The 19,445-nt window shown below is 63.1% G+C and carries 15 protein-coding genes; 6 read left to right on the top strand and 9 right to left on the bottom strand.

The features are described 5' to 3' along the window. Positions 1 to 688 precede the first annotated feature (688 nt). Positions 689 to 1,288 (top strand): hypothetical protein, encoded by a 600-nt coding sequence (locus AC3FLX_RS26685; RefSeq protein WP_488700351.1) that lies wholly within the window; start codon positions 689 to 691, stop codon positions 1,286 to 1,288. A gap of 51 nt (positions 1,289 to 1,339) precedes the next feature. On the opposite strand, the gene AC3FLX_RS26680 is transcribed toward AC3FLX_RS26685, so the two are convergent. Further along, positions 1,340 to 2,884 (bottom strand): sensor domain-containing diguanylate cyclase, encoded by a 1,545-nt coding sequence (locus tag AC3FLX_RS26680; RefSeq protein ID WP_488700350.1) that lies wholly within the window; start codon positions 2,882 to 2,884, stop codon positions 1,340 to 1,342. A 255-nt stretch (positions 2,885 to 3,139) separates the two neighbouring features. Between AC3FLX_RS26680 and AC3FLX_RS26675 the strand changes: the two genes are divergently transcribed. Next, positions 3,140 to 4,819 (top strand): site-specific integrase, encoded by a 1,680-nt coding sequence (locus tag AC3FLX_RS26675; RefSeq protein WP_488700349.1) that lies wholly within the window; start codon positions 3,140 to 3,142, stop codon positions 4,817 to 4,819. 61 nt (positions 4,820 to 4,880) lie between these two features. Here the strand turns inward: AC3FLX_RS26675 and AC3FLX_RS26670 are convergent, their stop codons facing one another. The 4 genes from AC3FLX_RS26670 to AC3FLX_RS26655 are packed head-to-tail and all read right to left on the bottom strand — an operon-like array spanning position 4,881 to position 9,702. Then, the gene (locus tag AC3FLX_RS26670; protein WP_488700348.1) at positions 4,881 to 6,452 is read right to left on the bottom strand and encodes a TolC family protein; all 1,572 of its coding nucleotides are present in this window, start codon (positions 6,450 to 6,452) and stop codon (positions 4,881 to 4,883) included. Next, positions 6,439 to 8,412, bottom strand: coding sequence for an FUSC family protein (locus AC3FLX_RS26665; protein WP_488700347.1), 1,974 nt, complete (start codon positions 8,410 to 8,412; stop codon positions 6,439 to 6,441). The genes AC3FLX_RS26670 and AC3FLX_RS26665 overlap by 14 nt, the downstream gene beginning before the upstream one ends. Then, positions 8,393 to 9,442 carry a multidrug transporter subunit MdtN gene (gene mdtN / locus AC3FLX_RS26660; protein WP_488700346.1) on the bottom strand — a complete coding sequence of 350 codons (1,050 nt, stop codon included), beginning with the start codon at positions 9,440 to 9,442 and terminating at the stop codon, positions 8,393 to 8,395. Before mdtN ends, AC3FLX_RS26665 begins: the two co-directional genes overlap by 20 nt. Further along, positions 9,439 to 9,702 carry a hypothetical protein gene (locus AC3FLX_RS26655; protein ID WP_488700345.1) on the bottom strand — a complete coding sequence of 88 codons (264 nt, stop codon included), beginning with the start codon at positions 9,700 to 9,702 and terminating at the stop codon, positions 9,439 to 9,441. Before AC3FLX_RS26655 ends, mdtN begins: the two co-directional genes overlap by 4 nt. Before the next feature lie 124 nt (positions 9,703 to 9,826). On the opposite strand from AC3FLX_RS26655, the gene AC3FLX_RS26650 reads away from it, so the two are divergent. After that, positions 9,827 to 10,702 carry a flagellar brake domain-containing protein gene (locus tag AC3FLX_RS26650; protein ID WP_488700344.1) on the top strand — a complete coding sequence of 292 codons (876 nt, stop codon included), beginning with the start codon at positions 9,827 to 9,829 and terminating at the stop codon, positions 10,700 to 10,702. A 45-nt stretch (positions 10,703 to 10,747) separates the two neighbouring features. Here AC3FLX_RS26650 and AC3FLX_RS26645 read toward each other — a convergent pair whose 3' ends face one another. Further along, positions 10,748 to 12,349, bottom strand: coding sequence for a tannase/feruloyl esterase family alpha/beta hydrolase (locus AC3FLX_RS26645; RefSeq protein ID WP_488700343.1), 1,602 nt, complete (start codon positions 12,347 to 12,349; stop codon positions 10,748 to 10,750). 168 nt (positions 12,350 to 12,517) lie between these two features. On the opposite strand from AC3FLX_RS26645, the gene AC3FLX_RS26640 reads away from it, so the two are divergent. Next, positions 12,518 to 13,396, top strand: coding sequence for a LysR family transcriptional regulator (locus tag AC3FLX_RS26640; RefSeq protein ID WP_488700342.1), 879 nt, complete (start codon positions 12,518 to 12,520; stop codon positions 13,394 to 13,396). Positions 13,397 to 13,423: 27 nt separating this feature from the next. Here AC3FLX_RS26640 and AC3FLX_RS26635 read toward each other — a convergent pair whose 3' ends face one another. Further along, complete coding sequence (locus tag AC3FLX_RS26635) at positions 13,424 to 14,326, bottom strand: LysR substrate-binding domain-containing protein (protein ID WP_488700341.1); 903 nt, start codon at positions 14,324 to 14,326, stop codon at positions 13,424 to 13,426. 184 nt (positions 14,327 to 14,510) lie between these two features. Between AC3FLX_RS26635 and AC3FLX_RS26630 the strand changes: the two genes are divergently transcribed. Further along, on the top strand, positions 14,511 to 14,957 hold the full coding sequence (locus AC3FLX_RS26630; RefSeq protein ID WP_488700408.1) for an Ohr family peroxiredoxin: 447 nt from the start codon (positions 14,511 to 14,513) through the stop codon (positions 14,955 to 14,957). A gap of 65 nt (positions 14,958 to 15,022) precedes the next feature. On the opposite strand, the gene AC3FLX_RS26625 is transcribed toward AC3FLX_RS26630, so the two are convergent. Continuing rightward, positions 15,023 to 15,733 (bottom strand): YoaK family protein, encoded by a 711-nt coding sequence (locus AC3FLX_RS26625; protein ID WP_488700340.1) that lies wholly within the window; start codon positions 15,731 to 15,733, stop codon positions 15,023 to 15,025. Positions 15,734 to 15,910: 177 nt separating this feature from the next. Between AC3FLX_RS26625 and AC3FLX_RS26620 the strand changes: the two genes are divergently transcribed. Further along, positions 15,911 to 16,213 carry a DUF1330 domain-containing protein gene (locus tag AC3FLX_RS26620; RefSeq protein ID WP_488700339.1) on the top strand — a complete coding sequence of 101 codons (303 nt, stop codon included), beginning with the start codon at positions 15,911 to 15,913 and terminating at the stop codon, positions 16,211 to 16,213. An 81-nt stretch (positions 16,214 to 16,294) separates the two neighbouring features. Here the strand turns inward: AC3FLX_RS26620 and AC3FLX_RS26615 are convergent, their stop codons facing one another. Further along, positions 16,295 to 19,438: an eCIS core domain-containing protein gene (locus AC3FLX_RS26615; RefSeq protein ID WP_488700338.1), complete on the bottom strand. Its 3,144-nt coding sequence runs from the start codon at positions 19,436 to 19,438 to the stop codon at positions 16,295 to 16,297. Positions 19,439 to 19,445 lie beyond the last annotated feature (7 nt).

Here is a 19,445-nt window from a genome sequence, read left to right as displayed (position 1 = left end):
CTCGGATTCCTTCTCCCCGTCCATCTACTTTGTTTTTCCGGTGTCCTCTGGCCTGTTCTGTCGTGGCTCTTGTGCACCGGTTGCAAGCCATACCGCGACGAACGTGCCAGGGCACCTAACTCATTGATTTATAAAGAGGTGGTTTTTCAGAGGTGAGATCTTTCGGGTACTCTGTAACTAATTGTTTCGAAACCATTACTGGCCTGATAAAGCACATTAGGAATCGAATTTGTACCGTTTGCATTTCTTTATGCCGAATAAGGCGTTTGAAGCGGGCGTAAAAGTGGCGTGTTAGATCCCTGATACACGACGTGCGAGGGATGGCCCGAGGTGGTCAAAAACGTATCGAAATCGAAACGTCTTTTATGTCACCCAAAATGAACGGCCATGCGAACGGATGGCCCGGTCGCGCCAACAAGATGTACTCCTGCGGCCACGTATATGCGTTGCCGCGCAAAAGAGAACGAGCCGTGGATGGATTGTTGGGGACTATGAATCACTATTCTCATGCGGATGGATGAGAGCAGTCCTCGCGCGGACCATTCCGTAGCGTCCGGCAAAAAGGTTGCATTCTTGATACGGCTACCAAGCCTTCGTCATCTGTTGCTATCTTTGGTTACGAGAATTGGGCAACGTCTTCTTCGCGTATATGTCCAGGCGGCGCTGCCAAGAGCGGGAAATGTAGAGAATGAGTGACGAAATCCAACTGACCTACCGCGGATGCCCGGTGCGTTGTGGCGCCTTCCAGGGCAACGACGGTCGTTTTACGCCGACCGTGACGGTAGCGATGCCGGCGTTGGCTACGGCAAGCACGCGGTATCTCGCGGAATTCCAGATGCGAACCGAGGCGTCGCCCTCGCGTTCCAAGGAACACTCGCTCTACGTGGGCGCGCGTAGCTATGCTTCCTTGGCGGCTGCCCAGGACGCGGGAGTCAACGCGGCAATGGAGTGGCTCGACACGCAATTGGGCGCATTGCAGCGCCACGGCAAATACGTGGCTTTCGAAATTCAGACAGAGCAGGCCGACCGTCAATGGATCGGGCGAACCAGGATTCATATATCCAGCTCACCGCTGACTATCCTGGATCGGACATCCGAACTGTTATCGGTGGACGGCGAGTTTGAAAGCGAGGAACAGGCGCGCGATGCCGCCCTCGCTCATGCGGTAAAGGTCGTTGATCTGTATTGCGGTGGTGGCGCAATGCCTGAGAGCTTGTGGATGTTGGGCCCGTTGATCACGACAACTGAGACCGCCGCCGACGATGAAAAGCGGCAGAATCCGAAATGAATTTGCCCGCTACCCTGAAATACTGGTAGTCGTCCGCGCACCGCACGGCGCTCAGACCTGGGATGCGGCGCTGCCGCTGATGTCCAATGCCGGGGCGACATAGCGGACCGATTGGTTGCGTCCACCGGCTTTTGCGCGATAGAGCGCCGCGTCGGCCGCCTGGACCAGTCCGCGCAAATCGGCAAACCCATCGCCCCCCTGAACGGTTGCAATTCCAATGCTGACGGTTAGCAGCTTTCGAAGGGCGCCCTCATGCGGAATCTGCAACGTCTGAACGGCGCTGCGAATCGATTCGGAAACACCCCAGCCACCCTCCGAATCCGTATTGGGCAGCAGGACGGCGAATTCTTCGCCACCATATCGCGCTGCAATATCCCCCGGCCGCCGAATGGAGAGACCGATGCAGCGACCAATGGCGGCGAGTGCATCGTCGCCCGCCAAATGGCCGTATTGGTCGTTGTAAGCCTTGAAGTCGTCGACGTCGATCATCAGGACTGACAGTGGCGTGCCATCGCGCATCGCGCGTCGCCATTCCATATCGGCCCGATCGTCGAGTGCTCGTCGGCTCCCGAGACCGGTTAATCCGTCGGTACTCACCATTTGCAGCAAATGGCGTTCAGAGGCTGCCCGCTGCTTCCACTGTCGCGCCAGCGATATCGAAAGGGCCAGGATGACGAGGTCGACGATCGCAATGAGAATGACAAAAGCCGCGGCGCGCTTGCGCCATGCGATGAGTACATCGTTCAATGCGCGGCCAACTATCAGGGTCAGAGGGTAGTTCCCGACTTTACGGAAACTATAGAGCCGCTCCACGCCGTCAATGGTGCCGGTCCCGATCCCGGTGCCCTTGTCGACCCCTTGCCACAGGCTGAATACCGGGGATGTCGAGATATCGCGGCCGATAACGCTGGTTTCAAACGGGCGTCGCATGATTACGACGCCATCGCTGCGCACCAGGGTGAGCGTGCCTTCGTGGCCTAATTCCACCCCCTCGAACAACCGGCGGAAGAAATTGAGCCGCAACGTTCCAACGACAACGCCGTTGAAGCTGCCGTCCGGCCGGCTGATGCGGCTGCTGATACCAATGGAAGGCGCGTCCTGAGTTAGCCGAGGCTGGAAAGGGCGGCTCACGAATATGCCGACGCTCGGGTTGTCCTTATGCGCGAGAAAATAATCGCGGTCGCCAACATTGACCGGGCGCGGCGTAGTGGAGCGGGAATCCAGAATCAAGTTGCCGTCGACGTCGGTGGCCAGGAGCGAGCCCAAGTCTTCGGCGTTGATCGATCGGTCAAACAGGACCAGATGCCGCATCGCGGGGGGCAGGGTCATGATCTCCGGGTCCTTCATGCCATCGATCACGGAGTGCATCGATAGCTCGTAGGTCTGGAGGTTTCTGGCAATGGCGCGTTCAAGCGTGAGCGAGAGATTCTCGGATGCCTGCAGCGCATTTTCCATCGCGTCCCGGCGCATCTGATAGAGCGCAACGCCGCAGATCGTCGTAATGGCTAGCGAAAGCGCAATCCCGGCGCCCATGATGATCTTCGGCACGGCCGTACGGTTGCGGCGGCGTCTGTCTGCCGGCGCCACATCTGACATCTTGTCTCCTAGCCAGGGATGCTTGCATCTGCCCCGTGGCAGAAAAGCTCCTGTATGGCCCAAGATGGTACTGAAGAGTTGTCCAATGTCCAAATGGGGTCGTCCCACGTCCAATGGCTCAAGGGTGCGTTTGAAAGCGTCGCTGCAACCGGCATCCGGCGGCGAAATGTACGTGCGAGGTTAGGTAGCGATAAAAGCCTATTGCGATAAGAAAAGTTATCGAAATAGTACTGGCGAGCTGCTAGAATTCGCCGCATGAAATCGCCCCCGGTCCAAGCCTTTGTTTTCCCCGACGCCGACTCCCTTGCCACGTTGCGTGCGTGGCACGCGGGGATGTCCACGCGCGCCGCGGTAACCCAATACCTCGACGCGGACCGTGCGCACGGGCAGTCATCGCGTGGCATCGTGGGTGGCATCCGCAGGCAACTGGCTGCCTACGCGCGTTACCGGCGGCGCGAAGACCTGGCCGTGCTGTTCGAATTCGCGGCGGCAGACCGGGCAAAGCAGGGCAGGGCGGCGGACCAGGCCATCGAGACGCTGCGCACCATGCCACCACCGGCGCCCGCCATTTCCGACGACATCGGCATGTGGCTGGCACCGGCCGCCGTGGCAGCGCTGCGCGAGCAGGACATCCACACGCTGGCCGACCTGACCGTGCGCATCCCGCGCCGCCGGCAGTGGTGGGCGAGTATTCCGGGCCTGGGCGTCAGCGGTGCACGCCGCATCGAGGCGTTCTTCGCGGAATGGCCCGAGCTTACGGCTCGCGCCCGGTCGCTGATTGCCGCCGCGCCACGCAGCATGATCGTGCCGTGGGAGCAGATGGGCCGTCTGCCGCATGAGGTCGACGGCTCGCTGGGGCAGTTCCGCGCGCCGCGAGAGACCTGCTCGCTCAACGCCGACAATGACTACGCGGCGGTGCAGGCCTGGCTGGGGCTGCACGAATCCCCGTCGACGCAGCGCGCCTATCGCAAGGAAGCCGAGCGGCTGATGCTCTGGGCGATCATCGAAAAGGGCCGGCCTTTGTCGTCGCTGACGACCGAGGATGCCACCGCCTATCGGAATTTCCTGCGTCAGCCCACGCCGCGCGAACGCTGGGTCGGGCCGGCAAGGCCACGCAGCGCGCCGGACTGGAAGCCGTTTACCGATGCACTGTCGCCGCGTTCGGCGGCTTACACGCTGCAGGTGCTGGGCGCGCTGTACCGCTGGCTGGTGCAGCAGCGCTATGTGCTGGCGAATCCGTTTGCCGGCCTGAAGGTGCGCGGTGGCGCCAAAACAGCGGCGCTGGACGTATCGCACGCCTTCTCCGAAGGTGAATGGATGCTGACGCGCAGTATTGCCGACGGCCTGGAATGGTCGTACGGCTGGGAAGCTCCGGCGGCGCAGCGGCTCCGCTTCATCCTCGACTTCACCTACGCCACTGGGCTGCGCGCCAGCGAACTGGTGGGTGCGACGTTGCGCAATATCGATACCGATGTGAATGGCGACCACTGGTTGCACCTGGTGGGTAAGGGTGCCAAGACGGGCAGGGTGGCGCTGCCCCCGCTGGCGCGCAACGCGCTGGATCGATATCTGGTGGAACGCGGTCTGCCGGTGACGCGCGCGCAATGGGAGCCGTCTACGCTGATCGTCGGCAATCTGGGCGCCGACGAAGGCGGCGGTATCACCGGGGCACGCCTGTGGATGATCATCAAGCGGTTCTTTGCCACGGCGGCGGACCAGCTTGAATCCGAACGTCCCGCTACCGCCGAAAAGCTGCGCCGCGCCAGCCCGCACTGGTTGCGCCACACCCATGCCACGCACGCGCTGGCGCGTGGAGCGGAACTGACCACGGTGCGCGACAACCTGCGCCATGCGTCGGTATCGACGACCTCGCTCTATCTGCATGGCGACAGCGTCAAGCGCGCGCGGCAGATGGAAGACGCGTTCGGCGGTTAGTCCGGTCCGGGCGAATTGGCCCGATCCGGGGCGATGAGTGCGACGAGTGCGATGAGGGCCGTCAAGGCGTCTGGCCGATATCGCCGGTGGCCAGCGCCAGCGTGGCTGCGGCGGCCAGGGCCGTACTGTAGGCATCGGCCGACGCATTCCGCGCCAACAGTAGCTGGTTCTGCGCCAGATTGGCCTCGGTCACGGACCCCACACCCTTGCGATAGGCGTTGAACGCCGCGTCGTAAGTGATCTGGGCGGCTTCGGCCAACGCCTTGGCGGCATCGTATGCGGCCAGGCTGGTTTCCAGCGCGCTCTGGCTGACCACCACCTGACGCACCGATTCCTCCTTGGCGCGCGTCAGTTTGGCCGCCGCACTGTCCACGTCATTCCGGGCCTGTGACAGCACGGCCGACCGCAGACCGCCGTCGTAGATCGGCAAGGTCACGCCCAGGAACACGCTGTTGCCGTAGCGATAGCCATTGAGGTTGACCGTGGGCGGCTGCTGGCCCACGGGTGGAATCGCGGTGATCGCCGAACCGCCGGACGCATACGACGCAAACGCCGACATAAATACCTTGGGCATGAACGCCGCTTCGGCGGCCTTCACACGTGCCTGGTTGGCGCGTTGCAATGCATAGGCGCCCAGCACATCGGGCCGCTGGGATATTGCGCGATCGACGATCTGCTCGATCGAACTGCGCAAGGCGGGCGATAGCGGCCGCTGCGGCATTTCGGCGATACGTGGTTTGGACAGCGGCGAGATGCCGATTGCCGAGACCAGGCTCAGGTACGCATCGGTCTCCGCGCCCTCAGCCTGCACCCTGACGAGATTGGTTTGTGCAAGCGCCTGATTGGCCTGTGCCACCTCGACAACCGTACCGATGCCACGCGCATAGCGCGCCTTGGCCGCGGCCAGCACCGCTTCGGAATTCGACATGCCTTGCGCCACCGTACCCAGGCGCGCGCGTGCCGCCTGGTACCGGTAGTAGGCCACGCTGACGTCGTGGATGATGCGCTGATGCAAGGCCGTGAAGGCGATGTTCGCGGCCACCGTGGCCTGCTCCGCCGCTTCGGTCACACCGGCCCGCTCCCCGAAATCGAATAGCAGCCACTGCAGCGACAACACCGACACCGCGCCGTGATTCGACGTATCCAGACCGGCCTGGCCCAGCGCCGTGCTATTGGACAGACGGCCGTGCTGGTAACCGCCCATCGCCGCCACCGAGATCTGCGGCAGATAGCTGCTGCGCGCGATGCCTGCGGCCAGTGCGGCATTGCGCGCGTCGTTCCAGGCCACACGTGTGAGCGGGTTCGACGATTCGGCAAGATCGATCAGTTCGGGCAGCGTGTACGCATGCGCGGCGTCTAGCTGCGCTGGCGGCGCGATCGTCGCCAGCGCGGAATTCGCCGGCAGTGTGTAGCTGGATGGCCGGCCCTGCGGCGCAGGCTTGCTGGCCGCGCCCGCGATGATCTCGCCGGAAGTCGTGGTCGGCGGTTGCCAGGGCCGGTCTGGCTCGGGCGGGGCCAGATCGAGTGCCGACGTGGCGCAGCCCGCCAGCGCCAGAATGGCCAACGCGGCCAACGCGGTCAGGGCCGGCGCAGTCGAGATCGGCAAGCCTGCCAGCGAATCAGTTTTGCGCATGCGGAGACAAAGGTTGAGCGGGGCCGGTTTGAATTTCGGAAAGCTGCCGATCGACAAGTGCCAGCAGGGCATCGCGGGCCTGCGCGTCAGGGCGGGTATCCGGCGACGCAGGGCCGGTTGGCGATGGTGGTTCGGCGGTCTTGACGGCGTGCAGCCGCGCGGCGACTTCAGGATCGCCCGGAAAATGCTCCGCGAGCAGGAAGAGCGGACCCGCCACCGCGTCAAGCAGCCCAAGACGCTGCCGGTGATAGTCCAGCCACGCAGGCGCGGGCCCGACGGACGCCGGCTCGTAGCGCGCCAGCGCCAGGTCTTGCGAGATATTGCCCTGCAAGGCCAGCGCCGCGGAGGCATGCTCGCGCCGGGACGCGGGCTGGCGGGCGGCAATGAGGTCTTGCCACTGGCCGACCAGTGCCGCCAGCGCGGATTCAATGCGTCCGGCAATGCTGACCGGCCAGATCCGCGTGAACACCACGTACACGACGAGATTGCCAACCAGAATACCGATCACGCGGTCGCGCGCGACGGTCAGGTCGAACCCCGGCCCCGCACCCTGGATCACGCAGAGGTAGAACGCAAAGGCGATCTGGAAACCGGCATAGGCGATGCGCGGAGATCCCATCGCCACCCAGGCGGACGGCCACGTGCCCATGAAAACCAGCGCCAGCAGACCACCAACCGAGTCGAGGCCCGGCACGATATAGACGATGGCGGCAATGCCGGCGGCGGCACCGATCAGGCAGCCAACCAGCCGCAGCGTCAGTTTTTCCAGCGATTCGGCCGCCGTGCCGAGCGACACCAGGTAGACGGTGATAAAGCAGGTATGGATGCCCGGCCAGTTCAGTTGCTGATACAGCAGATAGCAGAACATCGCCGCGCCCGTGGTCTTCAGCGCGTAATGGATATGGGTGGGATTGCTGAATGCGTCGGCGACGAGGAATCCGCCCGCTTTCTTGGCCGGCGGCGTGGCGGGTTCTTGCGGCACCCCGGCGTCCGGCTCCGCATAGTGTTCGATGGCGTTGCGCAGGGTCGCGGCGACGGATTGCTGCACGGATGACAATGCGGCGGCATCGGGCAGCGACAGGACAATCTCCACGGGGTAGCCGCCCTGGTCGAGCATGCGCGCCATGTCGTCGAGCGTCTGGGCGATCGGGGCGGCAAATGCCTCGGGCAATCGGGCATCGGCCTGCTGGCGAGCCACATCCGCCGCCATCAGGATCGCCATGCCCGAGGTCGCGGCCTGGCGCAAGGCCGCTGCATCGGTCGCGGATACGCTGCCTTCGAAGCGCGCCAGCTTGAGCCAACCCGGCACGGGCTGCACGCCTTCGCGCAATACGTTGGCAAGCTCCGTGCCGTCTGGCGCGGGATTGCGCAGGCTCCGTGCCGCCACGCGCAGGCAATGGGCCAGTCGCGCACCCGCCAGGCGGCGTGGCGAAGGTCCGATCAGCAGATTGACCACCACATTGGCACCGATGGGAATCGCCACCATCAGCCAGGCATAGAGCAGTGCGCGCGTGGCGATCTCGCCTGCGGGCACCAGTCCCAGCTCATCGAGCCCAAAACCGATGATCATTGCCACGATCGCGCCAACCGGGCGCAACTTGCTGGCGGAGGTAAGGAACAGCAGCACAGCCGACACGATGGTCATGCATGCCACCCGCAGCAGCGGGCTGTCGAGCGTGATATTGGCCATCCCGATGACCAGCCCGATGATGAGGCTGATCAGCACCAGCATGCCCACGCTCATCACAATGCTCGTGGTGCGGTCCGCCCGGTTGATAAAGAAGATCACGTACGCCGAGATGGCGGCTTCGGGCGTGCCATATATGGCGGTGATCAGGACAGTCAGCGTACTGGCCGCCGCAATGCGCGTGGCGGCGGCAGTGCGCCCGGGGAACGGGGCCAGCCGGGCGCCGATGTCTGCCAGGCGCAGCCGGGGCACTTCAGTGGCAGGCCGCGCCATGCCGCACCTCGACGCTTGCGCTGGCGCCCACGCGGGCCAGCGTCTCCGGTGGGTCATCGAGCTTGATGCGTACCGGGAACCGGCGCGCCACGTGCACCCAGTTCACCGAAGGCGACACATAGGGCAGTGCGCGCGGCAGGTTGATCCGGTCAGTATCCGTAATTCCGACGCCGATACCCTGCACGGTGCCGCGCAGTGCCTGGCCCCGATCGATCATCGAGTAGACGGTGGCGCAGTCACCCACCTTGATATGGGCCAGCTCGGTCTCGCGGAAGTTGGCTACCGCGAACCATTCGCCGGTATGCACCAGCAAAAACAGCGACTGATTGGGCAGCACGACTTCGCCCGGCAGAACCCGCAGGCTGCTGATGCGGCCATCGTGCGGGGCACGGACGACGGTGTCGTCGAGCGCGCGCTGAACGATGGCCAGCGCGGCCTCCCGCGCCTTTATGGTGGCGATGGCGCCATCGTCGTCGCCTACGGCCTGTGCGGTGGTATCGCGCTGAAGCCGCGCCTGCTTCAGCGTCACCGCCGCGTCGCGCGACAGGACTTCGGCCTGGTCAAGCTGTTGCTTCGGGACGTAGCCTTCAGCCGCCAGCGGCCGCAAACGCTCCACGGTGCGGGCACTCAGCGCATAGTTCTGCTCGGCCCGCGCGATCTGTTCGGCCGCCGTGGCTGCCGTGCCACGTTCCGTGCCGATGGCCCGCTTGCGCGTGCCCAGCAACGCCCTGGCCAGTTCGAGGTCGGCCTGTGCCTGAGCTACCGCCAGCCGATAAGGCACCGGATCGATTTCAAACAGTACGTCGCCTTTGGCAACCTGCTGGTTTTCCGTCACGAGGATGCGCGCGATGCGCCCGCCGACCGGCGACGCCACATGTACCAGATCGGCGTCCAGCCCGGCATCGTCCGTGGAGGGGTAGCGAACCGTGCGCTGCCAGGCGTAGACCGACAGCAGGACGGCAAGCAGGACGATGATCAGGGCGATCAGTTTCCCACGCAGGGGGCCGCGGCTGACACCTGCCATTTTCATAGAATGTGCCCCGTGCCAATCAGCCAGACGATTTCGGCAATCATCAGGCCAATCGCCAGATTGACGAGTAGCTGGAAGCGAACCGTTTCCGCCCAGCCCGTTGCGATAAACACACGCCAGGAAACGACGGCGCCCATAATGCCAATCAGCGCGCTTAACAACCAGAGCGGAAAATACGCCCCGAACAGGGGCAGGGAAGGCGCACCGGCGCAGGCTTGAAGCGGAACGGCCAAAGCCGCGAGCAGTAGCGAGCGTGCCATAAGACAGGATGGCCCGGATGGGAGCGGAAGTGATTCGGCAATATAACAGTGGCCAATCAGGATTGTCCAAGGGGCCAGGAAAATTTAAAGTGGCGGCTTAATTCCACAAAAGGAAGGGCAATTAATGCGCAGGGACGTGCAGGCTGACGATATCGAGCTGGGCCAGCCACTCAAAGCGGCGCTGGTCGATGAACTGGGCTTCCCCGTCGCCGACGAGGGAACGGTCTTCAACACCGCCCAGGAGCGGACGCTCGCCCTGCAGGGAGGCCGGTGTTTCTGGGCGGACGACCTTGCGCCGCTGCGCGCCGACGCGCCTAACGCCGCATGGCATGACCGGTATGGTCTGCTGGTCGGCACGCTGCTGCATGTCAAACGGCCCGCCGATAGCGCGCGCGCCGCGGTCAGCCGCCTGATCGGATTCAACGACGGCGCGGCTTTTATCGGCTGGCCTAGCCTCGCAGGCATGCCGGCGGAGATCGACGACGGCGAGACCGTGCTGTTTCGGGGCTTCTCCGGCACCAATATCCACAGCTTCTCCGCGCGAGTCCACGCCACTTCGCGCAACCCGTTTCCCTACTGGATGCTCGACGACATTCGCCACATCGAGGCGCGCGAGCTGCGTGGCAGCATCCGCGTGCCGGTGCGGCTGGTCGGTTCATTGTCGATGGCGGATGGACAGGGATCGCCGCAGACGGTGTTGATTACCGACCTGAGCACGGGTGGTGCATCGATTTCCACGGCATCGAGCGAGTTCGGCACCCCGGGGCTGGAGGTTCGGCTCGACTTCACGCTGCGCGCAGCGGGCCTGAAGCAAAAGCTCTCCATTGCGGGATGGACCCGGCAAGACCCGGACGCCGACGCCGCCGAACCGTTTCATAACGTCGGCGTGGCGTTCGACGCCTATGGCGAGCGCGAATCGCTGGTACTGTGCGCGTTCATCCACGAACAGTTGCTGGAAAGCGCGACCATGCGTCCCGGCGGGAAGGGCGGCGAAGACTGATTCTTCGCCGGGTCGCCGGAACCGCCAGGCCCCTTGCGCGCGGGGTCAGCGCGACGCCACGCTGGCGCAGACAAAATTGCGGGCATCGTCAATGCTGCCGCTGCCTTTGTACTTCGCCTGCTTCGGCCACGCGCACAGGGGGCGCGTGCGGCCCGCACCCTCGGTAACCTGGGCGGCCGTGGCCAGCCCGCCTGTCTTGCTTTCCAGTCCCTTGGCGGCGGCGAGTATGTGGTCCGGGGCTTGCCCCTTTTCCACCCAGTTTTCCAGCGCGCCAATTGCATCGAACGTGTTCGGCCCGACGCCGCCGCGGCAATGGCCCATGCCCGGCGACAGGAACAACCGGGCGAAGTCTGGCGTATTGGCGACCTTGCGCGTCACTGTCTGGTAGTACTGGATCGTGTCATAGGCATTGCCGATCGGATCGGCCAGCCCGTGATAGACGATCAGCTTGCCACCGCGCTGCTTGAACGCGCTCAGGTTCGGATCGACGGAATCGACGAGCGGCCCGACCCTTTGCTGCAGGGTTGCCATGTCGTGGTCCCAGTCAAAGCTGCGCCAATCCCAGTTGGCATCCTGGAAGGCCCAGTCCCGGAAAAATTCCGTGCGGAAGGCTTGCGGCCCCTTGATCGCATAACCCCAGCCACCGAGATAACCCGATTCGCTGCCGACCGGCCAGCCCGGATAGATCTGCGCCTTCGTGCGTGGGTTGCGGGCACCTGCGTAGAGGCGCTTGAGCGTATCCACCTGGGCCGATGTCAGGCACTCGTCGCTATTGGCATTGGCCTTGCACTGAAGCACCTTGGGGGCGAACCGGCATTGGGCGGGGTCGCCAATCAGTCCATCGACAAGGCCGTCCTTGCCGTCACAGGCAGCCACCGCCGCGCGATTGATGGCGGGCAGTTTTGAGGGCGGGATATAGCCGGCTTCGGTCTTCATGTTCTGCGTGGCCATCCACAGAAAGCCAGCATTGAGCGCGGTTCGATTGTTGCCCGGCGCGCCGGCGATGATGCCGTCGAAGTCATCGGGATAGCGCTGTGCAGCCGCCAGCCCCTGACCGCCGCCGGTTGAGCAGCCGAAGTAGTAGGCGTGAGACGCCTCGCGCTGCTGGTACGCCTTGATCAGCGCACGCGACGCCACGGCCGCCGCATGCACCGACCGGTACGCCCAGTCGGCAATCTTCTCGGGGTGGCCGACACCCCAGTTCAGGTTCTCGTTGCGGTACCCGGCTTTGTCTTCGTGGCCGCTGTCGCTCGATATCACCGCGTAGCCGCGCCGTACGGCCGGCTCCAGTTCGTCGTAGCGAATCGCGCCAACGTAGCCGCCATTGCCGACCACCATCATCTTGCCGTTCCAGGCGCCGGCCGGTGGCATCCACAGCTCGAAGCCGATATCGGAATCGTCCGTCGGCGCCAGCCGCCCCGAAACGCGGCAGAACGCGGGCAGGTTGTCGATCTTGTGGCCGTTCGCCAATGCCATCGAACCGGCTGGCTGGTCGACGGCTGCCGTCAGTTTCACGCCCTGCAGGCTCGCTTCCTGGAGTGACTCGCAGGCGGAAGCCGCGTGCGCGGTGGAAGACAGCGACAACAGGCACGCGACCAGGGCGGTCGCGGGTTGCCAGGGCTTGATGAGGCAGGAATTCGGCAGCATCGGAATGTCTCGGTAGTTGTCTTTTGTCGTGGGAGGCACCGGCTCCATGCGGAGCACAGCGCACAGGCATTCTTGATGAAGCCTGACTAAAAAACAAACGGATGCTTTTTTAGTCCAGATAAAGAAAAGTTTTATGATGGACGGTCTCCATTTGCCCGACATGCCCCGATGAGCACCATCCGAACGCTCAAAACTTTTATAGCAGTTGCCGATCTGGGATCGTTTGCCGCTGCCGCCGAACGGGTGGCGTTGACGCCCGCCGCGGTCGGCGCGCAAATGAAAGCGCTGGAGGACCTGTTCAAGCGCCCGCTGTTCGACCGTGCCGGGCGCACCGTCACGTTCACGCCGTCTGGCCAGGCGTTGGTGGCGCGGGCGCGGCGGCTTGTGGAGGACTATGAAGACATGCTGGCCGGCTCACCGGGCGACGACGAGGTGGCCGGCACGGTGACGATCGGCGCAATTGTGTCCGCGATGGGCGCATTGGCGACCAGCGTGATCGATCTGAAGGCGCCGTATCCTTCCCTCGATATCCGCATTGAAAATCGGCGGCAATCGGATCTCTACGACCGGGTGCTGGATGGCGACTTTGATGGCGCTGTCGTGGTGGAAGCTGCCAAGCCTGACAGCCGCGTCGCCATCTGGACCCACCTGTACGACGAGCCGTTCATGCTGATTGCGAGTGCTTCCGTGGCCGCGCCAGGCGCGGATGTGCTCGAAGTACTGCGCAGCCAGCCATTTATCCGGCTGGATCGCGGCATGACCTCGGGCGCGCGTATCGATCAGTTCCTGCGCCGGAGTGGCGTCCGGCCGACCGAACTCGTCGAGATGAACTCCTTGCCCGCCATTGTCGAATTGGTCCGGCAGCATGCCGGCGTGGCGATTGTCCCCGTGTTGCATCACTTCGGATGGCGTCGGGACCCAGGGCTTTGCCTGCTGCCGCTGCCGGGCAAGCCAATGGTCCGCCGCGTTGGCATGCTGGAAAGCACCCGGCGCCTGGCTGTCACAGGCATCATCCGCGAGCACTTCGTACGCAAGCATTGCAGCTAGCGCGCGATGGGGCAGGTCAGTGGTGGACTATTCGTCGAACGGTCGGCTGCCAAGCGCGCTGACCACGTGATCGACGAAGCAGGTGATGCGGGCGGCGAGGGCGGTGTTGCGGTAGTAGACCGCGTTGATCGACTGGCGTACGTCGAGCGTCTGTTTGGTGAACAGCGGCACCAGACGTCCGGACTGACGATCCGCCCGCGTCATGAAATCGGACAGGCAGACAATGCCCTGGCCCGCCAGCGCCAGGCTCCTGAGCGTTTCGCCGCTTGAGGACGCAATCGTCGGCTTGATGTGCACCACGCTGCCGTCACCGTTGCGCAACGGCCAGTCGTTCAGTGAATCGGGCTGGGTAAAGCCGAGCAGCGCATGTCCGGCCAGTTGCTCCACTTTGGTCGGCGTGCCACGGCGCTTCAGGTATTCGGGGCTGGCCATGACCCGGATGCGGCTGGTGCCGATCGGGCGTGCATGAAGCGTGGAATCCTTCAGCGTGCCAATCCTGAAGGCGACATCCGTACGCTTTTCGATCAGGTCGATGATGCCCTCGTTCGAATTCAGCTCCAGTTCCACCTCGGGGTAGCGCTCGCCAAAGCCTTCCACGAGCGGGACGAGCACATGGAGCATGAACGGGGTGGCGGCATCGACGCGCAGCCGTCCCACCGGCCGCATGCGCCGTGCGGCCATCTGCTCCTCGGCTGCGTCGACCATCGCCAGGATGGCCCGCGCCTGCTCCAGAAATGCGGCGCCTTCTTCGGTCAGCTCCAACCGGCGCGTCGTTCTGCGCAGCAACGTGGTCTGGAGCTTTTCTTCGAGCCGGCTCAGGGTGCGGCTGGTGGCCGATACGGTCAGTTCCAGCTGCTCGGCGGCGGCCGTGATTGAGCCGGTATCCACCACAGCCGCAAAGGCCAGCAGTTCGTCGATCGTCGTTTTCATTGTTGATCTGAAATCAAGCGAAGCCCACTTATACACGGCTCTCGGCGCAAGCGTAAGCGGTTCCTGCCAGATCGGCACCAACAAATTCCTTGACTTGCCTTGATCCATCTACCAATATGCATCGCATACGAATACATCGTATGCGATTTAATAAATCACACCATCCAAACACGGAGTACACATGATGGCCAAGATCGACAAAGTTCTGTTCACCGGCAAGACCCACACGACCGCCAGCGCCCCCGCGACGCGCAGCCACGGCAACCTCGATCTACGGTTGACCACGCCTGGCAACACCAAGGCACCCGAATACACATTTGAATCGGTGCAATCGCACCCGACGGCAGAGCAACTTTTTGCCGGCGCATGGTCCGCCTGTTATATCGCCGCACTGGGCCTGGCCGCCAAGCAGCTAAAAGTGGAAGTGCCGGCGGATCTGTCGGTGGAAATTGAAGTGGACCTTGGGATGACGGGCGATGCCTATTTCCTGCAGGGACGCATCACTGTCAACCTGCTTGGCGTTGAGCAGGAGGCTGCGCAAGCGGTTGCGCATCTTGCCGATGAAATCTGCCCGTATTCGAAGGCGACGCGCGGCAATATCGACGTTGCTCTGAACGTCGTCACCGCATAAGCGTATGCATGGCGTGCCGTGGGAATCGATCCCGCGACACGCCAGCAAAAAGGGAAGGGGAGTGATTATTGAACCGGCACTCCTACGCGCGCCTGCAATCGGCGTGCACAGATTCCAGCAAGAATCACAATCGGCAGCACTATCGCCGGGTATCCCACGCGGCTGTAAAGCAGCGCGCCCAGAATCGCGCCAACAGAAAACGAAAGAACACTTGGCACCATTTTGCCGAGGCGGGCGCGAATCGCCGCCCGGGCTTCGGTACTGGCCGACGGCAGATCCACCAGATCGATAATGACCTGCGTGCTGTTGCCCGTCATGATGGTGGTCGGCCCAAGGTCCGCCAGCGAGGTACGCGACAGGGCGTTTTGCACCGCCATTGCGGCAACGGCCAACAAGCCTGCAAACATCGCCAGTTGGGACGACGCATCGGCATTTACCGCGTGGATCCGCATCCCGACGGCCGCGAACCCGGCCAGCAGCACGGTCTCGATGCCAATCAGCGGCACGACCGGATCTCGGCCACGCCGAATCAGGCGTTTTTCCGTCATCCTGATGATGGCAACCGCGCCCACGAATACCGGAAGCGCCAGCACTTTAAGAAACAGTCCTTCGCTGCTGCCAGCGGACTCGACGCCAATCATGATCAGGTTGCCAGTCACGTGAGCGGTGAATAGCCCGGCCAAGGCGATAAAACCGACCACGTCCGTATATCCCGCCACAAAGGCGAATGCCGCAATCTCTGCCTTGCCTGTCACGGCGGTGCCGGTCGTTGCCATGAATGCTCCAGGTTCAGTAATTCAACTCAGGTAACGCCAGCCCGGCGCGACCCATGTGACGAACTATAGTGATGGCTTGGGCAGGACAAACAGACCAAGGCTGTCAAAGTTATTCAAATTCACTGACGCTGAGCACGACCGCCGGCCGCGGCGCGCGCAATCCGACCGGAGCAGACTATGAAAAAGGGATACTGGGTGGCAGCCGTGGACGTCGCGGATGCGACCGGCTATCAAGGCTACATCACGGCCAACAAGGCGGTATTCGACAAATACGGAGCACGATTCCTGGTCAGAAACGGCGAGAAAACAGTCGTGGAAGGCGTACCACGCTCACGCATCGTCGTAATTGAGTTTGAGAGCTATGCCAAAGCGCTCGAGTGCTATCGGTCAGCCGAGTATCAGGCCCTGATCGCGCTACGGGCACCGCATTCACAGGCGGACATCGTGGTGATTGAGGGGTATGAGGATTGGGGTGGGTGAATGGGGGGATCGGGTTATGGAAGGGATCTGGAGTGAGGGTGCCAGGCGGAAATCTGTGCATTCTTCGCAAACCAGGCCGTTTCAGCCTTCGACGACATCGGCCCTTTCCAGATCCTTATCCGGGAGCTTGTAGGTCGAATAGACGGTCGAGCTGAACTTTTCGAGCGTTTTGCCCGCGCCGTTCTTGCGCAGCGCGGTGCAAGCCAGTGAGCTGTTGACGTAGTTACGTTTTTTTGCGCCGCTCAGTTTGACGTCCAGGACATTCACATTCACTTCGTAGCGGATCCAGTTCTCAGGATCATTGATCCAGTTCTTGACCCGCTTCTCGGTACTGTGCAGGTGCTGGCTGTTGGCAAAGCCGGTAATTGGGAAGAGGTTCTGGTCATTGCCAAGACCGCCGAGGTTCTCGTTGAGCAGGTGGCCGCGAACATATTTGTCCGTGCTGGTGCTACCCGGGTCGGTGTTCAGCTGACTCATCAGCTTGGACTGCACGCCGGACCCGGGTGGGGAGCCGTTGGGTTTGTTGCTCACGTTCAGCCAGTCAACACTCATGCCCACCGCCACGACGCTTCCGCCCAGGGTCTGCGTAGCTGCCGCCGGGTAGACCAGCGCGTGCTTCGCATTCTTGCCGATGTCGGATTTCGGACCCGTCGTTTCCGGACTCATGGCGCCAACCAGATGCACGGTTTCGGAGACTTCGTTCTGTTTATCGACAACCAATTCGAGCTTGTCCACGCGGTACTTCTTCTGGATTCCCGGCAATGCCTTCCGGATCGACGCCTCGGTGGCGCCAGACTTGACCTTCACCGCCTCTGCCTCCGTCATGGCCTTGCCCAGGTCTGCCCGGCGTTGCGCCTCGGTACGGTCATCCTTCTTGCCGAAGACTTTTGAAAACAGGCTCTTCGCCATTTTGACGATCCAAGCAATCAGCGCGTCGATACCCTTGTCGATGGTGGCCCGGATCCTTGTGATGACTCCCATCACCTTGTCGGCGATGCGCCCCAATCCGAGAAACCCAGCCAGGAAGCTGATCGCCAGCGATAACAGCCCCGCCAGCGAGGTCTCAACGCGCTTTGCCGCGGCGTCGATCTGTCCGGCGGCAATGGCAACGATGGAGTCCACGAACGCCTTGATCACGGCGACCATCTTCGCAAGCTTGTCGATGAAGACCATGATCGTGTCGTAGATCGATACGATTGCCGAGATGAAGCCGGCCCCCGGGATGAACATCGAAATCAGCTTCGGCACGGCCTTCTTGATCACGGTATCGATGACCATATCGACAATGCCGCTGATCACCTGGTCCTTCAGGTTTGAAAGTTGTTCCTGGATCTTCTCCCAGGCGGCGGCGGGCCCCTGCGTGACCAGCGTGACGACAATGTCGAAACCGGTCTCCATGGTTTTCACGGCAGTTTCGCCCACCACCTTCACCAGTTTCGGGCGGATGTTCTGCCACGTCAGCCCGAGTACCGAGAACACGAATTTCACGATCTCGCCCAGCGAGAATGCCTTAGGAATGTAGACACCGGGCAGCGACCCTGTCAGCCAGTCGATAAGCCCGGTCTTCAGGTGTGTGCCGAAGTTGTCGGAAAAGCGCTGGAAGCCGGTCTTGGCCGCGCGCACAAGGTTGCGCACAAAGGGCAGGGGATCCTTCAGGATGCCTTTGAGGGCCCCGCCAGTTTTCTTCAGGTAGGTCAGCGTGGGGGGGCTGACCACCTCGAAGATGATCTCGAGCAGCGTCCAGACGGTATTGCCGGCCCACTTTACAAAGTCAAGGACGAAGCCGCCGAACACGCCCGCCAATTTCGCGAAGGCGCGCGGCACAAGCAGCAGATCGCTGATTTCGAGCGCATGGAAGGCGTTGACGAACAGGGTGGGGATCTGCCGCACGAAGCCCAGCAGCCCGGCCAGCGCGCTCTGGAACCAGGCCCAGGTGCGCGCGACGGCATTGCCTTTCTTGATGTTCTCCCACACCTCCTGCTGGCCGATGAGTTTCATGAATCCGCCAATCAGCGTCTCGGCATTGCGCGGAACGGGCGTCCCCGTGATGGGGTCGACTCCCAGCACCGCCTTCAGCAGGTCGTAGCCGTTCGTGCCTTCGGCGAGCGCGGCCAGTGGCAGCAGGATCGCCTCGCGGACGAACGCGACGATCTGGCTCACCATCGACTTGCCGAGCGCGATCAGGCGGTCGATGGGTTCGGTGAAGATCTTCCTGGCGCGCTCCCAGATGCCCCCGAGATCAAAGATGTCGCTCCATTTCAGCGTGCCGAGGAACGTATCGAGGGCGGACTTGAGGGCGCTGCCAGCCATGCCAAGCGCGCGCATCTGGGTCTCGGCCCATGCGCCAGCCTTGGCAAAGAGCCCGTGGCTGTCGAGTACCGAGACCAATGCCGGGCCAACAATCGGGATCAGTTCAAGCAGCGCACGCAGCAGGTTGGCGGCGTTGCGCTCGACGGGCGACATATTGACCGGATTGACGCCCAGCATGATCGTGAGCATCCGGAACCCGGGGATGACGTTGGCGCGGGATGCAATGCCGTCGAGCGCATCCGATAGGCCCAGACGCTGTGCCTGCGGCGCCGCGCGTCGAGCCACCGGCACGGCAAGCGGATCCGCAATCCGCTGCACGGCCGCACCTTGCTGAATGGTGTGGGTCAACTCGTGCGCGAGTAGCTCGCGGCCGCTATCCGTGTCCGGTCGGTACTTGCCGTCGGCGAAGAAGACATGCTGCCCTACTGTGAATGCATGCGCGCCGATCTGATCGCTGAGCTGCGCCGCCGTCTGGCCGGTATGCACACGCACGCCATCGAAATCCGCACGAAACCGTGGTTCCATGTACTGGCGCACGGCGCGTGGCAGTGGGGTGCCGGAGCCCGTGCCGGGCGGCAGAACCACGCCCTGCGGTGCAGCGGCAGGGGCTGTGGCGGTCGCCGCGCGCTGCATATGCGCATTCGGCACAGCAGCCAGCACTGGCGTCGCGTCCGGCGTTGCCACCACGCGTCGAGCCGTCGCATGCGCCTCGAGTTCGGCGGCATCATGCGGCGATGACACCGCCGCCGCGCACTGCGCACGCGCGAACAGTTGCTGTACGCCCTCATTGCCGAGGCGGCGCTGCAACTGCACCACGGGCGACACAGGTGGCGTGACGGCCGGCACCGGCGCCGCCTGTGGTGCTCGCGGCGCGAGTTCGGCCGGTTTGCGCAGCGCACCGTGATGCTGACGCATGGCGGGC

It is taken from the genome of Cupriavidus sp. 291-E7 (genome assembly GCF_057798835.1).
Note: the sequence above shows the minus strand (reverse complement) of the source record. Positions and strands in the feature narration are given on the sequence as shown.

Bases quoted from the DNA above. Each gene is read 5' to 3' on its own strand.
- AC3FLX_RS26685 (WP_488700351.1), top strand. From the start codon at position 689: ATGAGTGACGAAATCCAACTGACCTACCGCGGATGCCCGGTGCGTTGT.
- AC3FLX_RS26680 (WP_488700350.1), bottom strand. From the start codon at position 2,884: ATGTCAGATGTGGCGCCGGCAGACAGACGCCGCCGCAACCGTACGGCC.
- AC3FLX_RS26675 (WP_488700349.1), top strand. From the start codon at position 3,140: ATGAAATCGCCCCCGGTCCAAGCCTTTGTTTTCCCCGACGCCGACTCC.
- AC3FLX_RS26670 (WP_488700348.1), bottom strand. From the start codon at position 6,452: ATGCGCAAAACTGATTCGCTGGCAGGCTTGCCGATCTCGACTGCGCCG.
- AC3FLX_RS26665 (WP_488700347.1), bottom strand. From the start codon at position 8,412: ATGGCGCGGCCTGCCACTGAAGTGCCCCGGCTGCGCCTGGCAGACATC.
- mdtN (WP_488700346.1), bottom strand. From the start codon at position 9,442: ATGAAAATGGCAGGTGTCAGCCGCGGCCCCCTGCGTGGGAAACTGATC.
- AC3FLX_RS26655 (WP_488700345.1), bottom strand. From the start codon at position 9,702: ATGGCACGCTCGCTACTGCTCGCGGCTTTGGCCGTTCCGCTTCAAGCC.
- AC3FLX_RS26650 (WP_488700344.1), top strand. From the start codon at position 9,827: ATGCGCAGGGACGTGCAGGCTGACGATATCGAGCTGGGCCAGCCACTC.
- AC3FLX_RS26645 (WP_488700343.1), bottom strand. From the start codon at position 12,349: ATGCTGCCGAATTCCTGCCTCATCAAGCCCTGGCAACCCGCGACCGCC.
- AC3FLX_RS26640 (WP_488700342.1), top strand. From the start codon at position 12,518: ATGAGCACCATCCGAACGCTCAAAACTTTTATAGCAGTTGCCGATCTG.
- AC3FLX_RS26635 (WP_488700341.1), bottom strand. From the start codon at position 14,326: ATGAAAACGACGATCGACGAACTGCTGGCCTTTGCGGCTGTGGTGGAT.
- AC3FLX_RS26630 (WP_488700408.1), top strand. From the start codon at position 14,511: ATGGCCAAGATCGACAAAGTTCTGTTCACCGGCAAGACCCACACGACC.
- AC3FLX_RS26625 (WP_488700340.1), bottom strand. From the start codon at position 15,733: ATGGCAACGACCGGCACCGCCGTGACAGGCAAGGCAGAGATTGCGGCA.
- AC3FLX_RS26620 (WP_488700339.1), top strand. From the start codon at position 15,911: ATGAAAAAGGGATACTGGGTGGCAGCCGTGGACGTCGCGGATGCGACC.
- AC3FLX_RS26615 (WP_488700338.1), bottom strand. From the start codon at position 19,438: ATGCGTCAGCATCACGGTGCGCTGCGCAAACCGGCCGAACTCGCGCCG.